Below are 13,625 nucleotides of genomic sequence, written 5' to 3' on the forward strand. Positions count from 1 at the left end.
CCCGCCCGTGCGGGTCCGCGGCTGCTACCAGCCCCAGCCGCCGCCCTCGCCGTCGTCGTCGGTGGCGCTGTCCCAGCCCTCGCCGACCTTGCGCAGGATGGTGTAGTGGTCGACCTGCGTGCCGTTCTCGGCCAGCGCGGTCACCTTCATCGCCGACTTCTGGCCCAGGTGGGCCGGGGTGACGTCGACCTTGATGAAGGAGTAGCCGGTGTAGCGCACCCGGGACCACTCGACCTTCTCGGTCACCTTCACCCCGCCCTTGGCGAAGTGGTAGGTGTCCACCGAGTCCACGCGGTTCTCGTGGCCCTCGTAGGTGTCCGGGGCGCCGAAGTTGTAGAGGCTGCGGCCGGCCGCGCCCGCCGTCACGTACACCACGCCGTCGGTGGCCGGCTCGATGGTGGCACCGCTCGGCACCGCCTTGGAGACCTTGTTGCCGAGGATCGCGTCGGTGCGCTCGTAGACGTGGTTGTGACCGTTGATCACCAGGTCCACCCGGTACTTCTCGAACAGCGGCACCCACGCCTCGCGGACCCCGCCCTCGGAGGCGTGCGCGACCGTGGTGGAGAAGGCGCAGTGGTGGAAGAAGACCACGACGAAGTCGATGGTCTCGTCGTTGCGCAGGTCCTTCAGGGTCCGCTGCAGCCACTTGGTCTGCTTGCCCGCCGAGATGCCCAGGTTGGCCGGGATCTCGTAGGAGACGTCGTTGGCGTCCAGCGAGATGACGCCGACGTTCTTGTAGCGGAAGGAGTAGACGCCCGGCACGGTGCGCGGGTCCGGGCCGTTGTCCGGCAGGAAGAAGCGGTTGTTCTCGCCGCCGTACCCGTTGTGCGAGTACCAGGCCTCCATGTCGTGGTTGCCGTAGGAGACCATCCACGGCACCTTCGACGCCACCGTCTCGGTCTGCGCGAGGAAGGCGTCCCAGGTCCTGGCGTCGTACCGCACCTTGTCGGCGTCCGTACCGGAGCCCGCCGCGTCGGCGTAGCAGATGTCGCCGGCGTGCAGGTGGAAGGCCGGGTTCTGGGCCAGGATGATGTGGTCGTTGCCCGCCGCGTGCGCGCTGACGCCCTGGTCGCCGAAGGCGGTGAAGGTGAACGGCTCGTACACCTTGCCCCAGCGGTGGTCGCGCGAGGGCGCGGTGCGGAAGGTGCTCAGGGTCGAGATCGCCTGCTGCGAGGCCGGGTCGAAGCCCTGGTGGCCGACGCCGTAGTAGTACGTGGTGTCGGGCTGCAGGTCCTCCAGCGCGACGTGCAGGTAGTACTGGTCCACCGGCTGGCCGGTCGGGGTCAGCGCGGGGGTGTGCAGGGCGCGCACCTCGGCCTGGACCTTGTGGCTGAGGTCCCACGGCTGCTTGCCGTAGCGCAGGAACGGCTTCTTCACCGGGGCCGGGACCTGCCAGGAGACCCGGAACTGGGTGTCCGGCTCGGGGCCGAACGCGAGGTGACGGCCGATCGGGGCGACCAGCGCGCCGTCGATGCCGTCGGTCGTACCGCCCGTCAGCAGCTGCGGGCCGGCCGGGGCGGCGGACGCGGTGCCGCTGCCCAGCGCACCGCCCACCGCCAGCGCGCCGACGGTGGCGGCGCCGACGCGCAGCATCCGGCGGCGGGAGTGGCGGGCGCGCAGGTACTCGTGCTGCTCGGCCATGCTCATGCGGTCGGCCAGCGTCGCGGGCACGCCCATGTTGGGGATATCCATGGGCGGGACTCTTCCAGCGGCGCGTTGACCGCATGCGGACGCGCGGTGAACGAGCCCCGGCGTGCCGGTCAGTCGAACGCCAATGTTCGACCATGCTTCGGCAAAGCCGTCCTCCCCGGGTGGACCTGGCAGGATCATCCGGCATGACCCGGATTCTGATTCACAGTCGCAACCTGCGCTTCTGGCACCCGTCCGTCGTGGACGGCGTCCGGGCGCTGCGTGAACTCGGCGAGCGGCACGGCTTCACCGCCGACGCCACCGAGGACCCGGCCGTGTTCCGGCCGGACACGCTGCGCCGGTACGCGGCCGTGGTCTTCCTCTCCACCGGCGGCGACATCCTCGACGAGGCCGGCCGGGACGCGCTGCGCGCCCACCTGACGGCCGGCCACGGCTGGTTGGGCGTGCACGCGGCCTCGGCCACCGAGTACGACTGGCCGTGGTTCGAGGGGCTGGTCGGCGCCCGCTTCGCCGGCCACCCGGCGATCCAGACCGCCCCCGTCCGGGTCGCCGACCCGGACCACCCGGCCACCGCCCACCTGCCGGCCCGGTGGGAGTGGACCGACGAGTGGTACAACTTCCGCTCCGACCCGCGCGGGCACGGCGTCCGGGTCCTGCTCACCGTCGACGAGGCCGACTACGAGGGCGGGACGATGGGCCCGGACCACCCGCTCGCCTGGTGCGGCGAACACGACGGCGCCCCGACCTTCTACACCGCCCTCGGCCACGCCCCGGAGGCCTACGCCGACCCGGCCTTCCGCACCCACCTGCTGGGCGGCCTGCGGCACGTCCTGGGTGGCTGATCCCGGACCCTAGGGCTGTTCGTCCCAGGTGCTGGGCGCGCGGTTGCCGGTGCCGTCGCAGGTGCGGCAGACCTCGTCGCGGTACGCGTGCTTGGCGCCTCCGGCGTCGACCCGGTAGCGGACGTAGACGCCGGTGCCGTCGCAGAGGAAGCAGTTGCCGCCCCCGCCGCCGACCTCGGTGGTGCCGGTGCCCTGGCAGGTGCGGCAGCTGAGGCCGGCGGTGCGGCCGGTGCCCGCGCAGATGCGGCAGACCGTGGTCACGTCGTTTCCTCCCAAGCCGGGGCGCCCCTGGAAATGGTAGTGCCCGGCGGGACGGGCGTCCCCGGCCGCTGTTCGCGGACCCCTGGAGAGCGGCAGTTCCCTGGACGGCGCACCCCGGGGCACCGTGCGGCGGCCTCAGTTCGGCAGGCCCTCGCGGATCCGGCGGGAGACCGCGATCTGCTGCAGGTCCAGCAGGCCCGGCGGGTCGGCGAGGCCGGGGCCGCCGGCGTGCACCCACTCGGCTATCTCCTCGATCATGTCGTCCGCCAGCACCCAGCCCAGCCAGACCGGGCGCCCGCCCGCCTGCCGGCCCTCGCCGGACGGGCCGACCACCACGACGTTGGAGTGCGCGCAGGCGTCCAGGCACTTGACCGCCCGCACCCGGCCCGCCGTGCCGACGGCCTCGCGCAGCCGCTCGTACTGCCCGGCGTGGTCCACGCCCGGGTGCTTCTCCTCGGAGCCGCAGCAGCAGGCGCGGCAGACGGTGACGGTCACCGGGGACGCGGCCGGCTTCGGCTCGCGGGCTCGACGGCTCATCGGTTCGGTTCTCCTCGTGCTCCGGGGGCCGCTGCCAGGGCCGTTCCCGCGGCGGCCGCGGGCCGTTGCGGCCGACGGTCCACGGTGGGGCCCTCGTGCCCGGCGGCACCGGGCGGCAACGGCAGCGTACCCGCCGGCTCCCCGGCCGCCGGAACGCCACCGGAACGCCGCCGGACCTCCCGGACCTCCCGGCCGTCACCGGGCCCGCCCGGCCGGCCGGCGGGCGCTCAGGGGATCCGCCACTCCTGGTACTTGTTGCCCGGGGTGCAGGTGCCCATGGTGACCTGCTTGCCCGCGCCGTTGTCGGTCAGGCAGTTCTGCCCCGCGTAGTCCTGGAGGTAGTAGGCGCCCGAGGTGCTCGCGCGGGCCACCGTCCACTTCGTCATGAAGCTCCACCCGGGCGACAGCATGACCTTGTTGCTCGACCAGGAGACGTCCTGGACGAGTGCCGGGCTGGTCAGGTTGCACGGGAAGAACTGGTACCAGCCGCCCGGGTCCGGGTCGGAGCGCACCCAGCCGTACGCGGTCGTACCTCCCATGACGGCCGCGGCACCCGCGGTGGGGGTGTCGGTCGCCAGGCCGAGCTTCAGACCGTCGGCCACGTTGACGACGGCGCCCCACTGCGTACCGCCGCACCCCGCGGGCACGGCCGGTGGCGGCGGGGTGGTCACGGGCGCGGGCGGGGCGGGCTGGCTCGGGGCCGACGGGTTGGGTGCGGGCGCCGGCGGGACGACCTGGGTCGCGGGGGGCTGGTTGGGTGCGGGCGCCGGGGGGACGGGCTGGTTGGGCGCGGGGGCGGCGCCGCCCCCGCTCGCCGTTCCCCCGCTCGCCGTCCCGCCGCCACCCGCGCTGCCGCCCCCGCCGGCCGCGGCGCCCCCGCCCGTCTTCGGCGGGGTGCCACCCGAGCCGCCGGACGCTCCGCCGGCGGCGGCGCCCGAGGAGCCCGTGCCGCCCGCCGCGGCACCGGTCCCGGGCTGCGGCGCCGGGACCGGCGGCTGCCCGGCGGCGGCCGGTGCGGGCGGGGTCTCGGCCGGGGCGGTGCCCGGCGCCGGTTCCGCGCTCGCCGGCGGCGTGGTCGGGGGCTGCTCGCCCGGCGACGCGGTGGCCGTCGACGGGCCGCTGATAGCGGACGCCGACACCGAGGCGACGGGCTGCCCGCCGGGGGGCTGCGCCTGAGACTGGAACGGGCCGCGGTCGACCAGCAGGACGGTGGCGGCGCTGGTGGTGATGATCACCGGGACGACGACGGGCACCAGGAAGCGCTGCCACGTCCGGCGCGCGGCGGGCTCGGGGGTGGTCCGGGGCTCCACCCTGGCGACCTCGACGCCGGCCGCGCCCGCCCCCGGTGGAACGGGAGCGGCCGGGGGGACGGCACGCACGACCGCGGCGACCGGCACCGACCGGTCGCCCACCGCGGCCCGTGCCGCGGCCGCCATCGCGGCCGCGTCCGCGAACCGGTCCCCGGGCGCCTTCGCCAGTGCCCGCGCCACGAACTCCCGTACCGCCTGCGGGAACTCCTCCGCAAGCTCGGGCGCGGGCTGCTGGACGTGCTTGAGCGCGACCTCGACCACGCTCTCACCGGTGAACGGCGGCGTACCGGTGAGCAGTTCGTAGCCGACCACGCCGAGCGAGTAGAGGTCCGAGACGGGTGTGACGCCGCCGCCCCCGGCCTGCTCGGGGGCCATGTACAGCGCGGTGCCGATCACCACGTTGGTCGCCGTCAGCGTGGTGCTCACGAGCGCCCGCGCGATGCCGAAGTCCGTGACCGTCACCCGGCCGTCCGCGCCCAGCATCAGGTTGGACGGCTTGACGTCGCGGTGCACGATCTCCTGCTGGTGCGCGGCGTGCAGGGCGTCCAGCGCCGTCGCGAGCATGCCCAGGGCCCGCTCCGGCGACATCGGACCGTCCTCCGCGAGGACCTTGTCCAGCGGCCGCCCCTCGACGAGCTCCATCACGATGTAGGCGATCCGCTCGCCCTCGGCGCCGCCGTCCTCCGCGCCGCCGCTCTCCCCGTAGTCGTGGACCTCCACGATGCCCGGGTGGCTGATCGCCGCGAGCAGCTGGGCCTCGCGCCGGAACCGCCGGGCGAACGTCCCCTCCTCCAGCAGCCCCGCGTGCAGGACCTTCACCGCGACCTGCCGCCCCAGCACCCGGTCGTCGGCACGCCAGACGGCGCCCATGCCCCCGCCGCCGATCCACTCGGTCAGCGTGTAGCGCCCCCCGAGTACGGCCCCCCGACCAGTCATGCCCGCCCTCTCGCGATTCCCTGCCCCGACCCCCGCCCCGCTGTCGCCCGGAGGACCCCTGTACCTCCGCCCGACAGTCCGCCCCCGCTTCCCGGCCCCGGCCTAGGTCTCGGTCTCGGTCTCGGTCTCGGCCGCCAACTCGGCCAGCATAGAACAGAACTGGAGAAGTTCTCTAGAACAAAGCTCTACTTCTGACGCCGCGTCGGATCACCGCGGGCCTGGTCCGAACGGCCGGACCGGGCCCCGGGCCCCTGTCAGGCCGTCGCGGCGGCCGCCGCCCGGCCCGCCGTGCGGCCGGAGAAGAGGCAGCCGCCGAGGAAGGTCCCCTCCAGCGAGCGGTAGCCGTGCACCCCTCCGCCACCGAAGCCGGCCGCCTCGCCCGCCGCGTACACGCCCTCCAGCACCTCTCCGTCGGGGCGCAGCACCCGGCCGGCGAGGTCCGTCTCCAGGCCGCCGAGCGACTTGCGGGTCAGGATGTTCAGCCGGACGGCGATCAGCGGCGCGGCCGCCGGGTCCAGGATGCGGTGCGGCGCGGCGGTGCGGATCAGCTTGTCGCCGAGGTAGCGGCGGGCGCCGTGGATCGCGGTGACCTGGAGGTCCTTGGCGAAGGGGTTGGCGAGCTGGCGGTCGCGGGCCTCGACCACGCGGCGCAGCTCGTCCGGGTCAATCAGCGCCTCGTGGGTCTTGGCGTTCATGCCGCGGGCCAGGTCGGCCAGGTTGCCCGCCACCACGAAGTCGGCGCCGTGGCGCTTGAACGCCTCGACCGGCCCGGGTGCACCGGGCAGCGCCCGGCCGAGCACGCCGCGCAGGGAGCGTCCGGTGAGGTCGGGGTTCTGCTCGGAGCCGGAGAGCGCGAACTCCTTCTCGATGATCTTCTGGGTGAGCACGAACCAGGTGTGGTCGTACCCGGTGGACATGATGTGGTCGAGCGTGCCGAGGGTGTCGAAGCCGGGGAAGAGCGGGACGGGCAGCCGGCGGCCGCGCGCGTCCAGCCAGAGCGAGGACGGGCCGGGCAGGATCCGGATGCCGTGCCGGGCCCAGATCGGGTCCCAGTTCTCGATGCCCTCGGTGTAGTGCCACATCCGGTCGCCGTTGATCAGGTTGGCGCCGGCCGCGCCGGTGATCCCCAGCATCAGCCCGTCGACGTGTGCGGGGACGCCGGACAGCAGTCGGGCGGGCGGGGTGCCGAGCCGGGCGGGCCAGGCCTTGCGGACGAGTTCGTGGTTGCCGCCGATGCCGCCGGAGGTGACGATCACGGCCTGCGCCCGCAGTTCGAAGGAGCCGGCGACCTCGCGCGAGCTGGCCTCGCCGCGCGCCGCGCCGCTGGGCACCAGCACCTCGCCGCTGACGGTGTCGGTCACGCCGGCGTGCGCGGACAGCCCGGTGACCCGGTGGCGCGGCCGGTAGTCGACCAGCCCGCGCCCGGCGGCCTCGCGGACCCGGCGGACGAAGGGTTCGAGCAGCCCGGGCCCGGTGCCCCAGGTGATGTGGAAGCGGGGGACGGAGTTGCCGGGCCCGTCGGCGAGCAGCCCGCCGCGCTCGGCCCAGCCGACCACCGGGAAGAACCGCACGCCCTGGGCCCGCAGCCAGGCCCGCTTCTCGCCGGCCGCGAAGTCGACGTACGCCTCGGCCCACTTGCGCGGCCAGGCGTCCTCGGGGCGGTCGAAGCCCGCCGTGCCGAGCCAGTCCTGCCGGGCCAGCTCGTGCGAGTCGCGGATCCGCATGCGGCGCTGCTCGGGCGAGTCGACCAGGAAGAGCCCGCCGAAGGACCAGTGCGCCTGGCCGCCCAGCGAGGCCGCGGGCTCCTGGTCGAGCAGGATCACCTTCCGTCCGGCGTCGGCGAGTTCGGCGGTCGCGGCGAGGCCCGCGAGTCCGGCTCCGATGACGATGGCGTCGGCGTCCAGGGCCATGCGGGTCCTCCACGGTGCTCCGGCAGTGTCGCGTGCGCCCGATACTGCGGTCTGCGGCGGGGCCCGTCAACCGGCCGGTAACAAGCTGTGGCGGCAATTCCGCTCCGCAGCGTTTCGGAAATACCTTCGATACGCGGTGGAGCGTAATTCGAAATAGATCTGACGGAATTTCGGCGAATTCGGCGGAGTCCATGGACGTGAACGAAACCTGCAAGTAACTTACCTGGGAGTAGCAGTAGCTGTGGCCCGGCTCGCACGACCCCCACCCACCGTCGTTTCTCTCCCCCAGGAGGAACCGTGCTCCGCCCTGCCCGGAAACTCCGTACCACCCGGAAGCCCCGCACCGCCGGGAGGTCCGCCCTGCTCGGCGCCGTCGCGCTGGGCGCCGCACTCGCCCTGACCTCCACCAGCGCCCAGGCGGCCACGCCCGCGCCCCGGCACTACGTGGCGCTCGGCGACTCCTACGCCGCCGGCGCGGGCGTCCCCGGCCAGTCGGCCGGCCTGTGCCTGCGCTCCGACCGCAACTACGGCCACCTGGTGGCCGCCGCCCTCAAGGCCGGCGCCTACACCGACGTCACCTGCGCCGCCGCCAAGGTGAAGGCGATGACGCAGGCCCAGTACGACGCCTTCATCCGGGTCAACGACCCGCAGCTGGACGCCGTCACCGCCGACACCGACCTGGTGACCCTCGGGATCGGCGGCAACGACCTCGGCGCCACCGACCTCGGGCTCGGCGAGCTGGTCGGCACCTGTATCGCCGGCGCGGTGGTCAACCCGCTCGGCACCCCCTGCAAGGACGTCTTCCACCACGGCTACTGGGACTGGTCCAGCTGGTCCTGGCAGTACGGCAACGACGACCTCGCCGACCGGATCGCCGCCGCCCGGCCGCAGATCGCCGACGTGCTCAAGCGCATCCGCGCCAAGGCCCCGAACGCCCGGGTGCTGCTGGTGGGCTACCCGTCCGTGCTGCCCGCCAGGGGCTCGGACTGCTTCCTGCGCCAGCCGGTCACCGCGGGCGACGTCGAGTACATGCACGGCGTGCTCGACCAGCTGAACGCCATGCTGAAGTCCACCGCCGCCGCGGGCGGCGCCACCTACGTGGACACCGCCACCCCGACCGCCGGCCACGACGTCTGCTCGGACGACCGCTGGATCGAGGGCGCGCTGCCCGGCTCCCCGGCCGTCCCGTTCCACCCGAACGCCACCGGCGAGAGGGTGATGGCGGACGCGGTGCTCGCCGCGCTGAGGTAACCGCAGCGAAGTAGCCGCACCGAAGTAACCGCACTGAAGTAACCGCACAACCCCGAGGGGGCGGTGACCGGGTACCCGGTCACCGCCCCCTCGGTCGTGCCGCGGGCATCACGGCTTGATGCGGACCACCTGCGGGTCGTGGTCGCTCGCCTGGACGGCGAACTCGCTGTTGATGTGCACCACGTCGTACTTGGCGTACCCGACCTCGGGGCTGACCAGGATGTGGTCCAGCACCTGCGAGTTGCCCTGGTAGACGTACGAGTACTGCTCCTTCTCCGGCAGCTCGTTCACCAGGTCGCGCAGCACGCCGTCCTTGGTGAGCGCGGTCAGCGCGGGCGAGAACTGGTAGTCGTTGAAGTCGCCGAGCGAGACGACCTTCGCCTCCTTGTCGGCGGCCAGCAGCTTGGCCACGAAGGCCTGCTCCACCTGGGCCTGCTTGGTCCGCTGCACCTCGGAGCTGCGGGTCGGGGCCTGGAACCGGCTGTCGATGCCCTGGTCGCCACCCTTGCTGTTGAAGTGGTTGGCGATCACGAAGACCTTCTTGCCACGGAAGGAGAACTGGCCGACCAGCGGCTTGCGGCTGTTCGCCCAGGCCTCGTTGGTCGGGTCGATCCGGCCGGGCGAGGCGGTCAGCGCGGTGGCCGCGCCGGTGCCGGCCACGTCCACCGCGGAGGTGGCGGCGCCGCCGGGGATGTCGGTGAAGGACACCCGCTGCGGGTTGAACAGGAACACCTGGCGGATGTTGCCGCCGGGCTCGCCGCCGTCCGTGCCGTTCTGCGGGTCGATCGAGCGCCAGTCGTAGGCCGGGCCGCCGGCCGCCTTGATCGCGGCGATGAACTTGGTGACGGTCGCCGTCGCGTCCACCGTGCCGTCGTTGACGGCGCCGTTGTTGTCCTGGATCTCCTCCAGGGTGACGACGTCGGGCGAGCGCAGGTTGGTGACCACGGCCTGGGCCAGCTCGGCGAACTTGGAGTCCGGGTTGCCGGGCGCCAGGTTCTCCACGTTGTAGGTCGCGATGGTGAGCTCGCGGTCGGCCGGCTGCGCGGTGACCTCGCGCTGGAGGTGGTTGTCCTGCAGCGCGCCGAGCGGGCCGGCCACCAGGGTGTAGCCGCCGAAGGAGTTGTAGTCCAGCGGGCCGGAGGTGGCGCCGGTCAGCACGTCGCCGACGTTGGCCACCGGGAACGGCTTCTGCGCGACGGGGGCCTGCTGCTGCACCATCAGCCGGCCGACGTTCGGCTCGGCGTAGGACTCGTACAGCACGCCGCCGCGCTGGCTCTTCTGGTCCTGCCGGTCGGCCGCGACCCAGAGCTCGTTGTACTTGTCGGTCGCCTGGATCACCCGGACGTCCCGGACCTCGACGAGCATGCCCTCCAGGGACTCGTAGAAGTCCAGGGTGTACTTCTCCGGGTTCAGCGCCAGGCCCTCGATGGTGCCGCCGGCCGGGGCCTGCGGGGTGTAGGTGCCGGGGATGTTGCGGGTGTCGACCACGACCGCGGCCGGCAGCGGGTTGCCGGAGGAGAGCACGGTGACGGCCGGGTTGGTGAGCTGGGTGAGCGACTGCGAGCCGCCGTTGTAGTTCGGGTAGTACTCCGTCACCTTGCCGGTGACCAGCACCGAGTCGCCGACCTTGACGGTCGGGGTGGCGCTGCCGGTGTAGACGAAGACGCCCTCGCTGGTGGCCGGGTCGGCGTCCGGGTTCGGGTCCTGGATCCAGAAGCCCTTGGAGCCGTAGCCGCGCACGCCGGTGACGATGCCGGGCACGCCCGCGATGGTCTTGCCGGTCCGGGCCGACAGGCGGGTGGTGCCCTGGATGTCGTGGATCCGGACGCTGCCCGGCTCGGTCGGGCCGGTCGGGGTGGAGCCCTCGGCGACCTCGCCCTTGCTGTTGGTCGGGCTCGGGGCGCCGGCGACCAGGTCGGCGGCGTTGTCGTCGCTGTCGGCCAGGGTGGCGCGGCGGGCCACCGAGGCGGTGTTGGAGGCGCCGGGGACGGCGGCGGAGCCCTCGTGGACCACGGCGGTGCCGAAGCCCACCAGGTCGCGCACCCGGGCGTCGGCCGCGCAGTCCGCGGCGGTCTTGCAGGTCAGCGGGTCGGTGCCCTGGACCAGCGCGACGGTGCCGGCCGTGCCGGACAGCGCCAGCGACCCGGCGGCGTCCGCGGTCGGCAGCTCGACGGTGCCGCCCGCACCGGCGGCCTCGGCCACCAGGAAGCGCCCGCCCGGGGCGATCGAGCCGGTCAGCGGGGTGACGCCCCACTGGGAGTTCGGGCCGGGGGCCGCGGATATGTACTGGACGCTCCAGCCGGTCAGGCCGAAGGCCGCGCCACCCTTGTTGGCCAGCTCGATGAAGTCGTTCTTCAGCGTGGCACCGGAGTTTCCGCCACCGCCGTACACCTCGGCGATCACCGCGTCGGCCGAGGGCGCGGCCACGGCGGCCGGCAGCGGGACGAGCACCAGCGAGGCGGCCAGGCCGGCCGGGAGGAGGGTCGCGCGGAGCAGCGCACGACGCGAGCGGGGAGCAGAGGGCGTGGTCACCGGGGCGGGACTCCTTGGTCTGCCGTGGCACGCGGCGGCACGGCAACGGGGGTGGCACGATCGCCCGGCAGCGTGGGGCCGCCGGACCGTGAGGGTGGATCAGGCAGGCGCACACCGCGCACTACCCGCGTAGAAGGCAGGCGCGGGAGTCGGGAAACGCCCCCCGCAGCGGACAAGATACGCGCGTAGAAAATGACGCGACAAGACCCCGGCGGTTAACAATTGGTACCGCCGGACAGGTGGGGCCCGAAGCTGTGACGCGCGCTACAGCCAGCCGCGCTGAGCCGCCTTCAGACCCGCCTCGAAACGGCTCGCCGCCGCCAGACGCTCCATCAGCACCGCCATCTGCCGCCGGACCGTCCGCACCGAGACGCCGAGCCGTTTGGCCGCCGCGTCGTCGGTGAGCCCGGTGGAGAGCAGCCGCAGCAGCTCGCGCTCCCCCGCGCTCAGGCCCGTCCCGGTGTCCTCGGTCCGGTCGGCGCCGAGCGGCGCGGCCGTCTCCCAGGTCTGCTCGAACAGCGCGACCAGCGAGGCGACGATGCCCGGCTCCTCGGTGCACAGGGCGCCGAGCCGGGTGTTCTCCGGATCGATCGGGACCACGGCCGTGCGCCGGTCGAAGACCAGCATCCGGGGCGGCAGCACCGGCGCGGTGCGCACCTTGCCGCCCAGACCGGTCATCCACCGGGCGTAGCCGAGGCTCTCCGGGTCGTTGCGGATGCTGTCCTGGTAGATCGTCCGCAGGGCGACCCCGCGCAGCAGGGCGTCCTCGTCCAGCGGCCGGGAGGCCGCCAGACTCGCGGCGGACTGCGCGCCGCCGGGCATCACCGCCAGGCACTCGCCGGTCAGCCGGGCGGTGAGCACCTCCAGCTTGGACTGGATCGCGTCCAGGCCCACCAGCCGCTCGCCGCCGTCCACCGGGGTGCTGGAGCGCAGCGCCGCGTACTCCGCGACGGCACACGCCACGGCGGCCTTGGAGACCACCAACTCCTGCTGGCGGCGGGCGAGTTCCTCCTCCTGGCGGCGCAGCAGCAGCTCCAGGCCGCGCTCCGGGCTGACCGGCCACAGGGCGCCGGGCCGCTCGCGCGAGGCGCGCAGCAGGGTCAGGTCGGCCAACCGGTCCAGGGCCTCGCGGACGGCGACCTCGGGCAGCCGCAGTCGCGCACACAACTCGATGACCCCGCCCTCGGGGTCGGTCAGCATCTCCCGGTAGACGGCCTCGGCGGTGATGTCCAGGCCCAGCAGCTCCAGCACTTCAACAACCCCCGATCATCATGGAATTGATTTCAGCCAGTCCGCCCCCGTCCGGCGATCTTGTCAGCGGCGCCGAGGCGGCGGCAAGGCGCGATCCGGTCACGCGCTCGAACCGGGGCGTCTCCGGCGCCGGCTCCCCGGCTGTTGCAGCAAGCTGCCTGTCCGGATGCTGCCCTGGGCGGTACCTCCCCGCGCCGGCCGGGCGCCGGGAGAATGCACCGTGCCCGAGCCATCCCGCACCGGCTCGACCGGCCCGGCCCCTCCGTCCGGCCTCACCGCCCCGGCTCGATCGCCCTGACTCGACCGCCCTGAACAGAACAGGACCCGCCGTGCCCAAGACCGTCCGGCTGCTCGCCGCCGCCGCTGTCGCGCTCACCCTCGCCGCGACCGCCGGGCCCGCCTTCGCCGCACAGCCGAGCTCCGCGGCCTCCGCCGCCGTCAGCACGGTCGCCACTGCCACCGGCGACGCCACGGAGGACGGCGGCGCCATCGGCTGGGACATCACGCCCGCCGGCGTCCCTGGCATCGGCTGGGACTGACCACCCGGTGTTCCCCGTTCAGCTGACCCTTCTGGACGTCTCCGCACGGCCGCCGGGTGAGGCGAACGCCACCGCCGTCCAGGACGCCCTGCGGGGGTGCGCGGGCCCGGGCGACGGCCTGGAGCACGTGCGCGCCCGCGCGATGCCCGAGGGGGTGGGCCTGGTCCTGTACGTCCGGGCCCCCGACCGGGCCGCGGCCGAACGGCGGGCGCACGCCCTGCTCGACCGGGCGCTCGCGGCCGGCCCGGCCGGGCGCTTCGCACCGGCCCGGCCCGTGCCGGCCCGCCGGCCCGGCCCGGAGGGTGCGCTCGGGTCCGCACGGGCTTTCTGCTGATCGGTCCGATTTTCCGCCGATCCCCACCACCCGCTGATTTGGCCGATTCATGTCGGCCGCGTCACTTGCCCCGGATCGACGGCGCCCCAGCAGGTCCGCCCAGGACCGCGGAACCGTCGAGGGGCCCCCTTGCGCGCTGCGGACCCCCGACCCCCCGGACCGGGGGCCCGCAGCGAAACGGCCGGCCGGTCCGGGGACTCCCGGTGCGGCAGGCCGCAGCCGTGCCGGGCCGCGGCGGGGGGGGGGATCCGCTCCCCGGGGTGGTCCGCCGG

Annotated in this window: 11 protein-coding genes; 4 read left to right on the forward strand and 7 right to left on the reverse strand. The window is 74.0% G+C overall.

Annotation, left to right across the window (positions count from 1 at the left end; genetic code table 11):
- Positions 1 to 24: 24 nt before the first annotated feature.
- Entirely contained in the window at positions 25 to 1,692 is a 1,668-nt protein-coding gene (locus ACFVVX_RS22370; protein ID WP_387948188.1) for a purple acid phosphatase family protein, read from the reverse strand.
- A 143-nt stretch (positions 1,693 to 1,835) separates the two neighbouring features.
- Here ACFVVX_RS22370 and ACFVVX_RS22375 point away from each other — a divergent pair, with 143 nt between their 5' ends.
- The gene (locus tag ACFVVX_RS22375; RefSeq protein WP_387948190.1) at positions 1,836 to 2,492 is read left to right on the forward strand and encodes a ThuA domain-containing protein; all 657 of its coding nucleotides are present in this window, start codon (positions 1,836 to 1,838) and stop codon (positions 2,490 to 2,492) included.
- A 9-nt stretch (positions 2,493 to 2,501) separates the two neighbouring features.
- On the opposite strand, the gene ACFVVX_RS22380 is transcribed toward ACFVVX_RS22375, so the two are convergent.
- The 4 genes from ACFVVX_RS22380 to ACFVVX_RS22395 form a co-directional block, all read right to left on the reverse strand.
- On the reverse strand, positions 2,502 to 2,753 hold the full coding sequence (locus ACFVVX_RS22380) for a hypothetical protein (RefSeq protein ID WP_387948192.1): 252 nt from the start codon (positions 2,751 to 2,753) through the stop codon (positions 2,502 to 2,504).
- A 135-nt stretch (positions 2,754 to 2,888) separates the two neighbouring features.
- Positions 2,889 to 3,290 carry a (2Fe-2S) ferredoxin domain-containing protein gene (locus ACFVVX_RS22385; RefSeq protein WP_387948194.1) on the reverse strand — a complete coding sequence of 134 codons (402 nt, stop codon included), beginning with the start codon at positions 3,288 to 3,290 and terminating at the stop codon, positions 2,889 to 2,891.
- Positions 3,291 to 3,517: 227 nt separating this feature from the next.
- Positions 3,518 to 5,536 (reverse strand): protein kinase, encoded by a 2,019-nt coding sequence (locus ACFVVX_RS22390; RefSeq protein ID WP_387948196.1) that lies wholly within the window; start codon positions 5,534 to 5,536, stop codon positions 3,518 to 3,520.
- A gap of 254 nt (positions 5,537 to 5,790) precedes the next feature.
- Positions 5,791 to 7,446 carry an FAD-binding dehydrogenase gene (locus tag ACFVVX_RS22395; protein ID WP_387948198.1) on the reverse strand — a complete coding sequence of 552 codons (1,656 nt, stop codon included), beginning with the start codon at positions 7,444 to 7,446 and terminating at the stop codon, positions 5,791 to 5,793.
- A gap of 297 nt (positions 7,447 to 7,743) precedes the next feature.
- Here ACFVVX_RS22395 and ACFVVX_RS22400 point away from each other — a divergent pair, with 297 nt between their 5' ends.
- Entirely contained in the window at positions 7,744 to 8,697 is a 954-nt protein-coding gene (locus tag ACFVVX_RS22400; protein ID WP_387948200.1) for an SGNH/GDSL hydrolase family protein, read from the forward strand.
- Positions 8,698 to 8,805: 108 nt separating this feature from the next.
- On the opposite strand, the gene ACFVVX_RS22405 is transcribed toward ACFVVX_RS22400, so the two are convergent.
- Both ACFVVX_RS22405 and ACFVVX_RS22410 read right to left on the reverse strand, forming a co-directional pair.
- Positions 8,806 to 11,229 (reverse strand): lamin tail domain-containing protein, encoded by a 2,424-nt coding sequence (locus ACFVVX_RS22405; protein ID WP_387948202.1) that lies wholly within the window; start codon positions 11,227 to 11,229, stop codon positions 8,806 to 8,808.
- A gap of 264 nt (positions 11,230 to 11,493) precedes the next feature.
- Positions 11,494 to 12,480, reverse strand: coding sequence for a LuxR C-terminal-related transcriptional regulator (locus ACFVVX_RS22410; RefSeq protein WP_387948204.1), 987 nt, complete (start codon positions 12,478 to 12,480; stop codon positions 11,494 to 11,496).
- Between the two features lie 329 nt (positions 12,481 to 12,809).
- Between ACFVVX_RS22410 and ACFVVX_RS22415 the strand changes: the two genes are divergently transcribed.
- Both ACFVVX_RS22415 and ACFVVX_RS22420 read left to right on the forward strand, forming a co-directional pair.
- A complete protein-coding gene (locus ACFVVX_RS22415; RefSeq protein ID WP_387948206.1) occupies positions 12,810 to 13,019 on the forward strand; it encodes a hypothetical protein in 210 nt (69 codons plus the stop codon).
- Between the two features lie 7 nt (positions 13,020 to 13,026).
- Entirely contained in the window at positions 13,027 to 13,353 is a 327-nt protein-coding gene (locus tag ACFVVX_RS22420) for a hypothetical protein (protein WP_387948208.1), read from the forward strand.
- Positions 13,354 to 13,625: the final 272 nt, after the last annotated feature.

It is taken from the genome of Kitasatospora sp. NPDC058170 (assembly GCF_042883905.1).
Classification (GTDB): Bacteria; Actinomycetota; Actinomycetes; order Streptomycetales; family Streptomycetaceae; genus Kitasatospora.

Excerpts from the sequence above, each read along its gene's own strand:
- ACFVVX_RS22370 (WP_387948188.1), bottom strand. The coding sequence starts at position 1,692 with ATGGATATCCCCAACATGGGCGTGCCCGCGACGCTGGCCGACCGCATG.
- ACFVVX_RS22375 (WP_387948190.1), top strand. The coding sequence starts at position 1,836 with ATGACCCGGATTCTGATTCACAGTCGCAACCTGCGCTTCTGGCACCCG.
- ACFVVX_RS22385 (WP_387948194.1), bottom strand. The coding sequence starts at position 3,290 with ATGAGCCGTCGAGCCCGCGAGCCGAAGCCGGCCGCGTCCCCGGTGACC.
- ACFVVX_RS22390 (WP_387948196.1), bottom strand. The coding sequence starts at position 5,536 with ATGACTGGTCGGGGGGCCGTACTCGGGGGGCGCTACACGCTGACCGAG.
- ACFVVX_RS22395 (WP_387948198.1), bottom strand. The coding sequence starts at position 7,446 with ATGGCCCTGGACGCCGACGCCATCGTCATCGGAGCCGGACTCGCGGGC.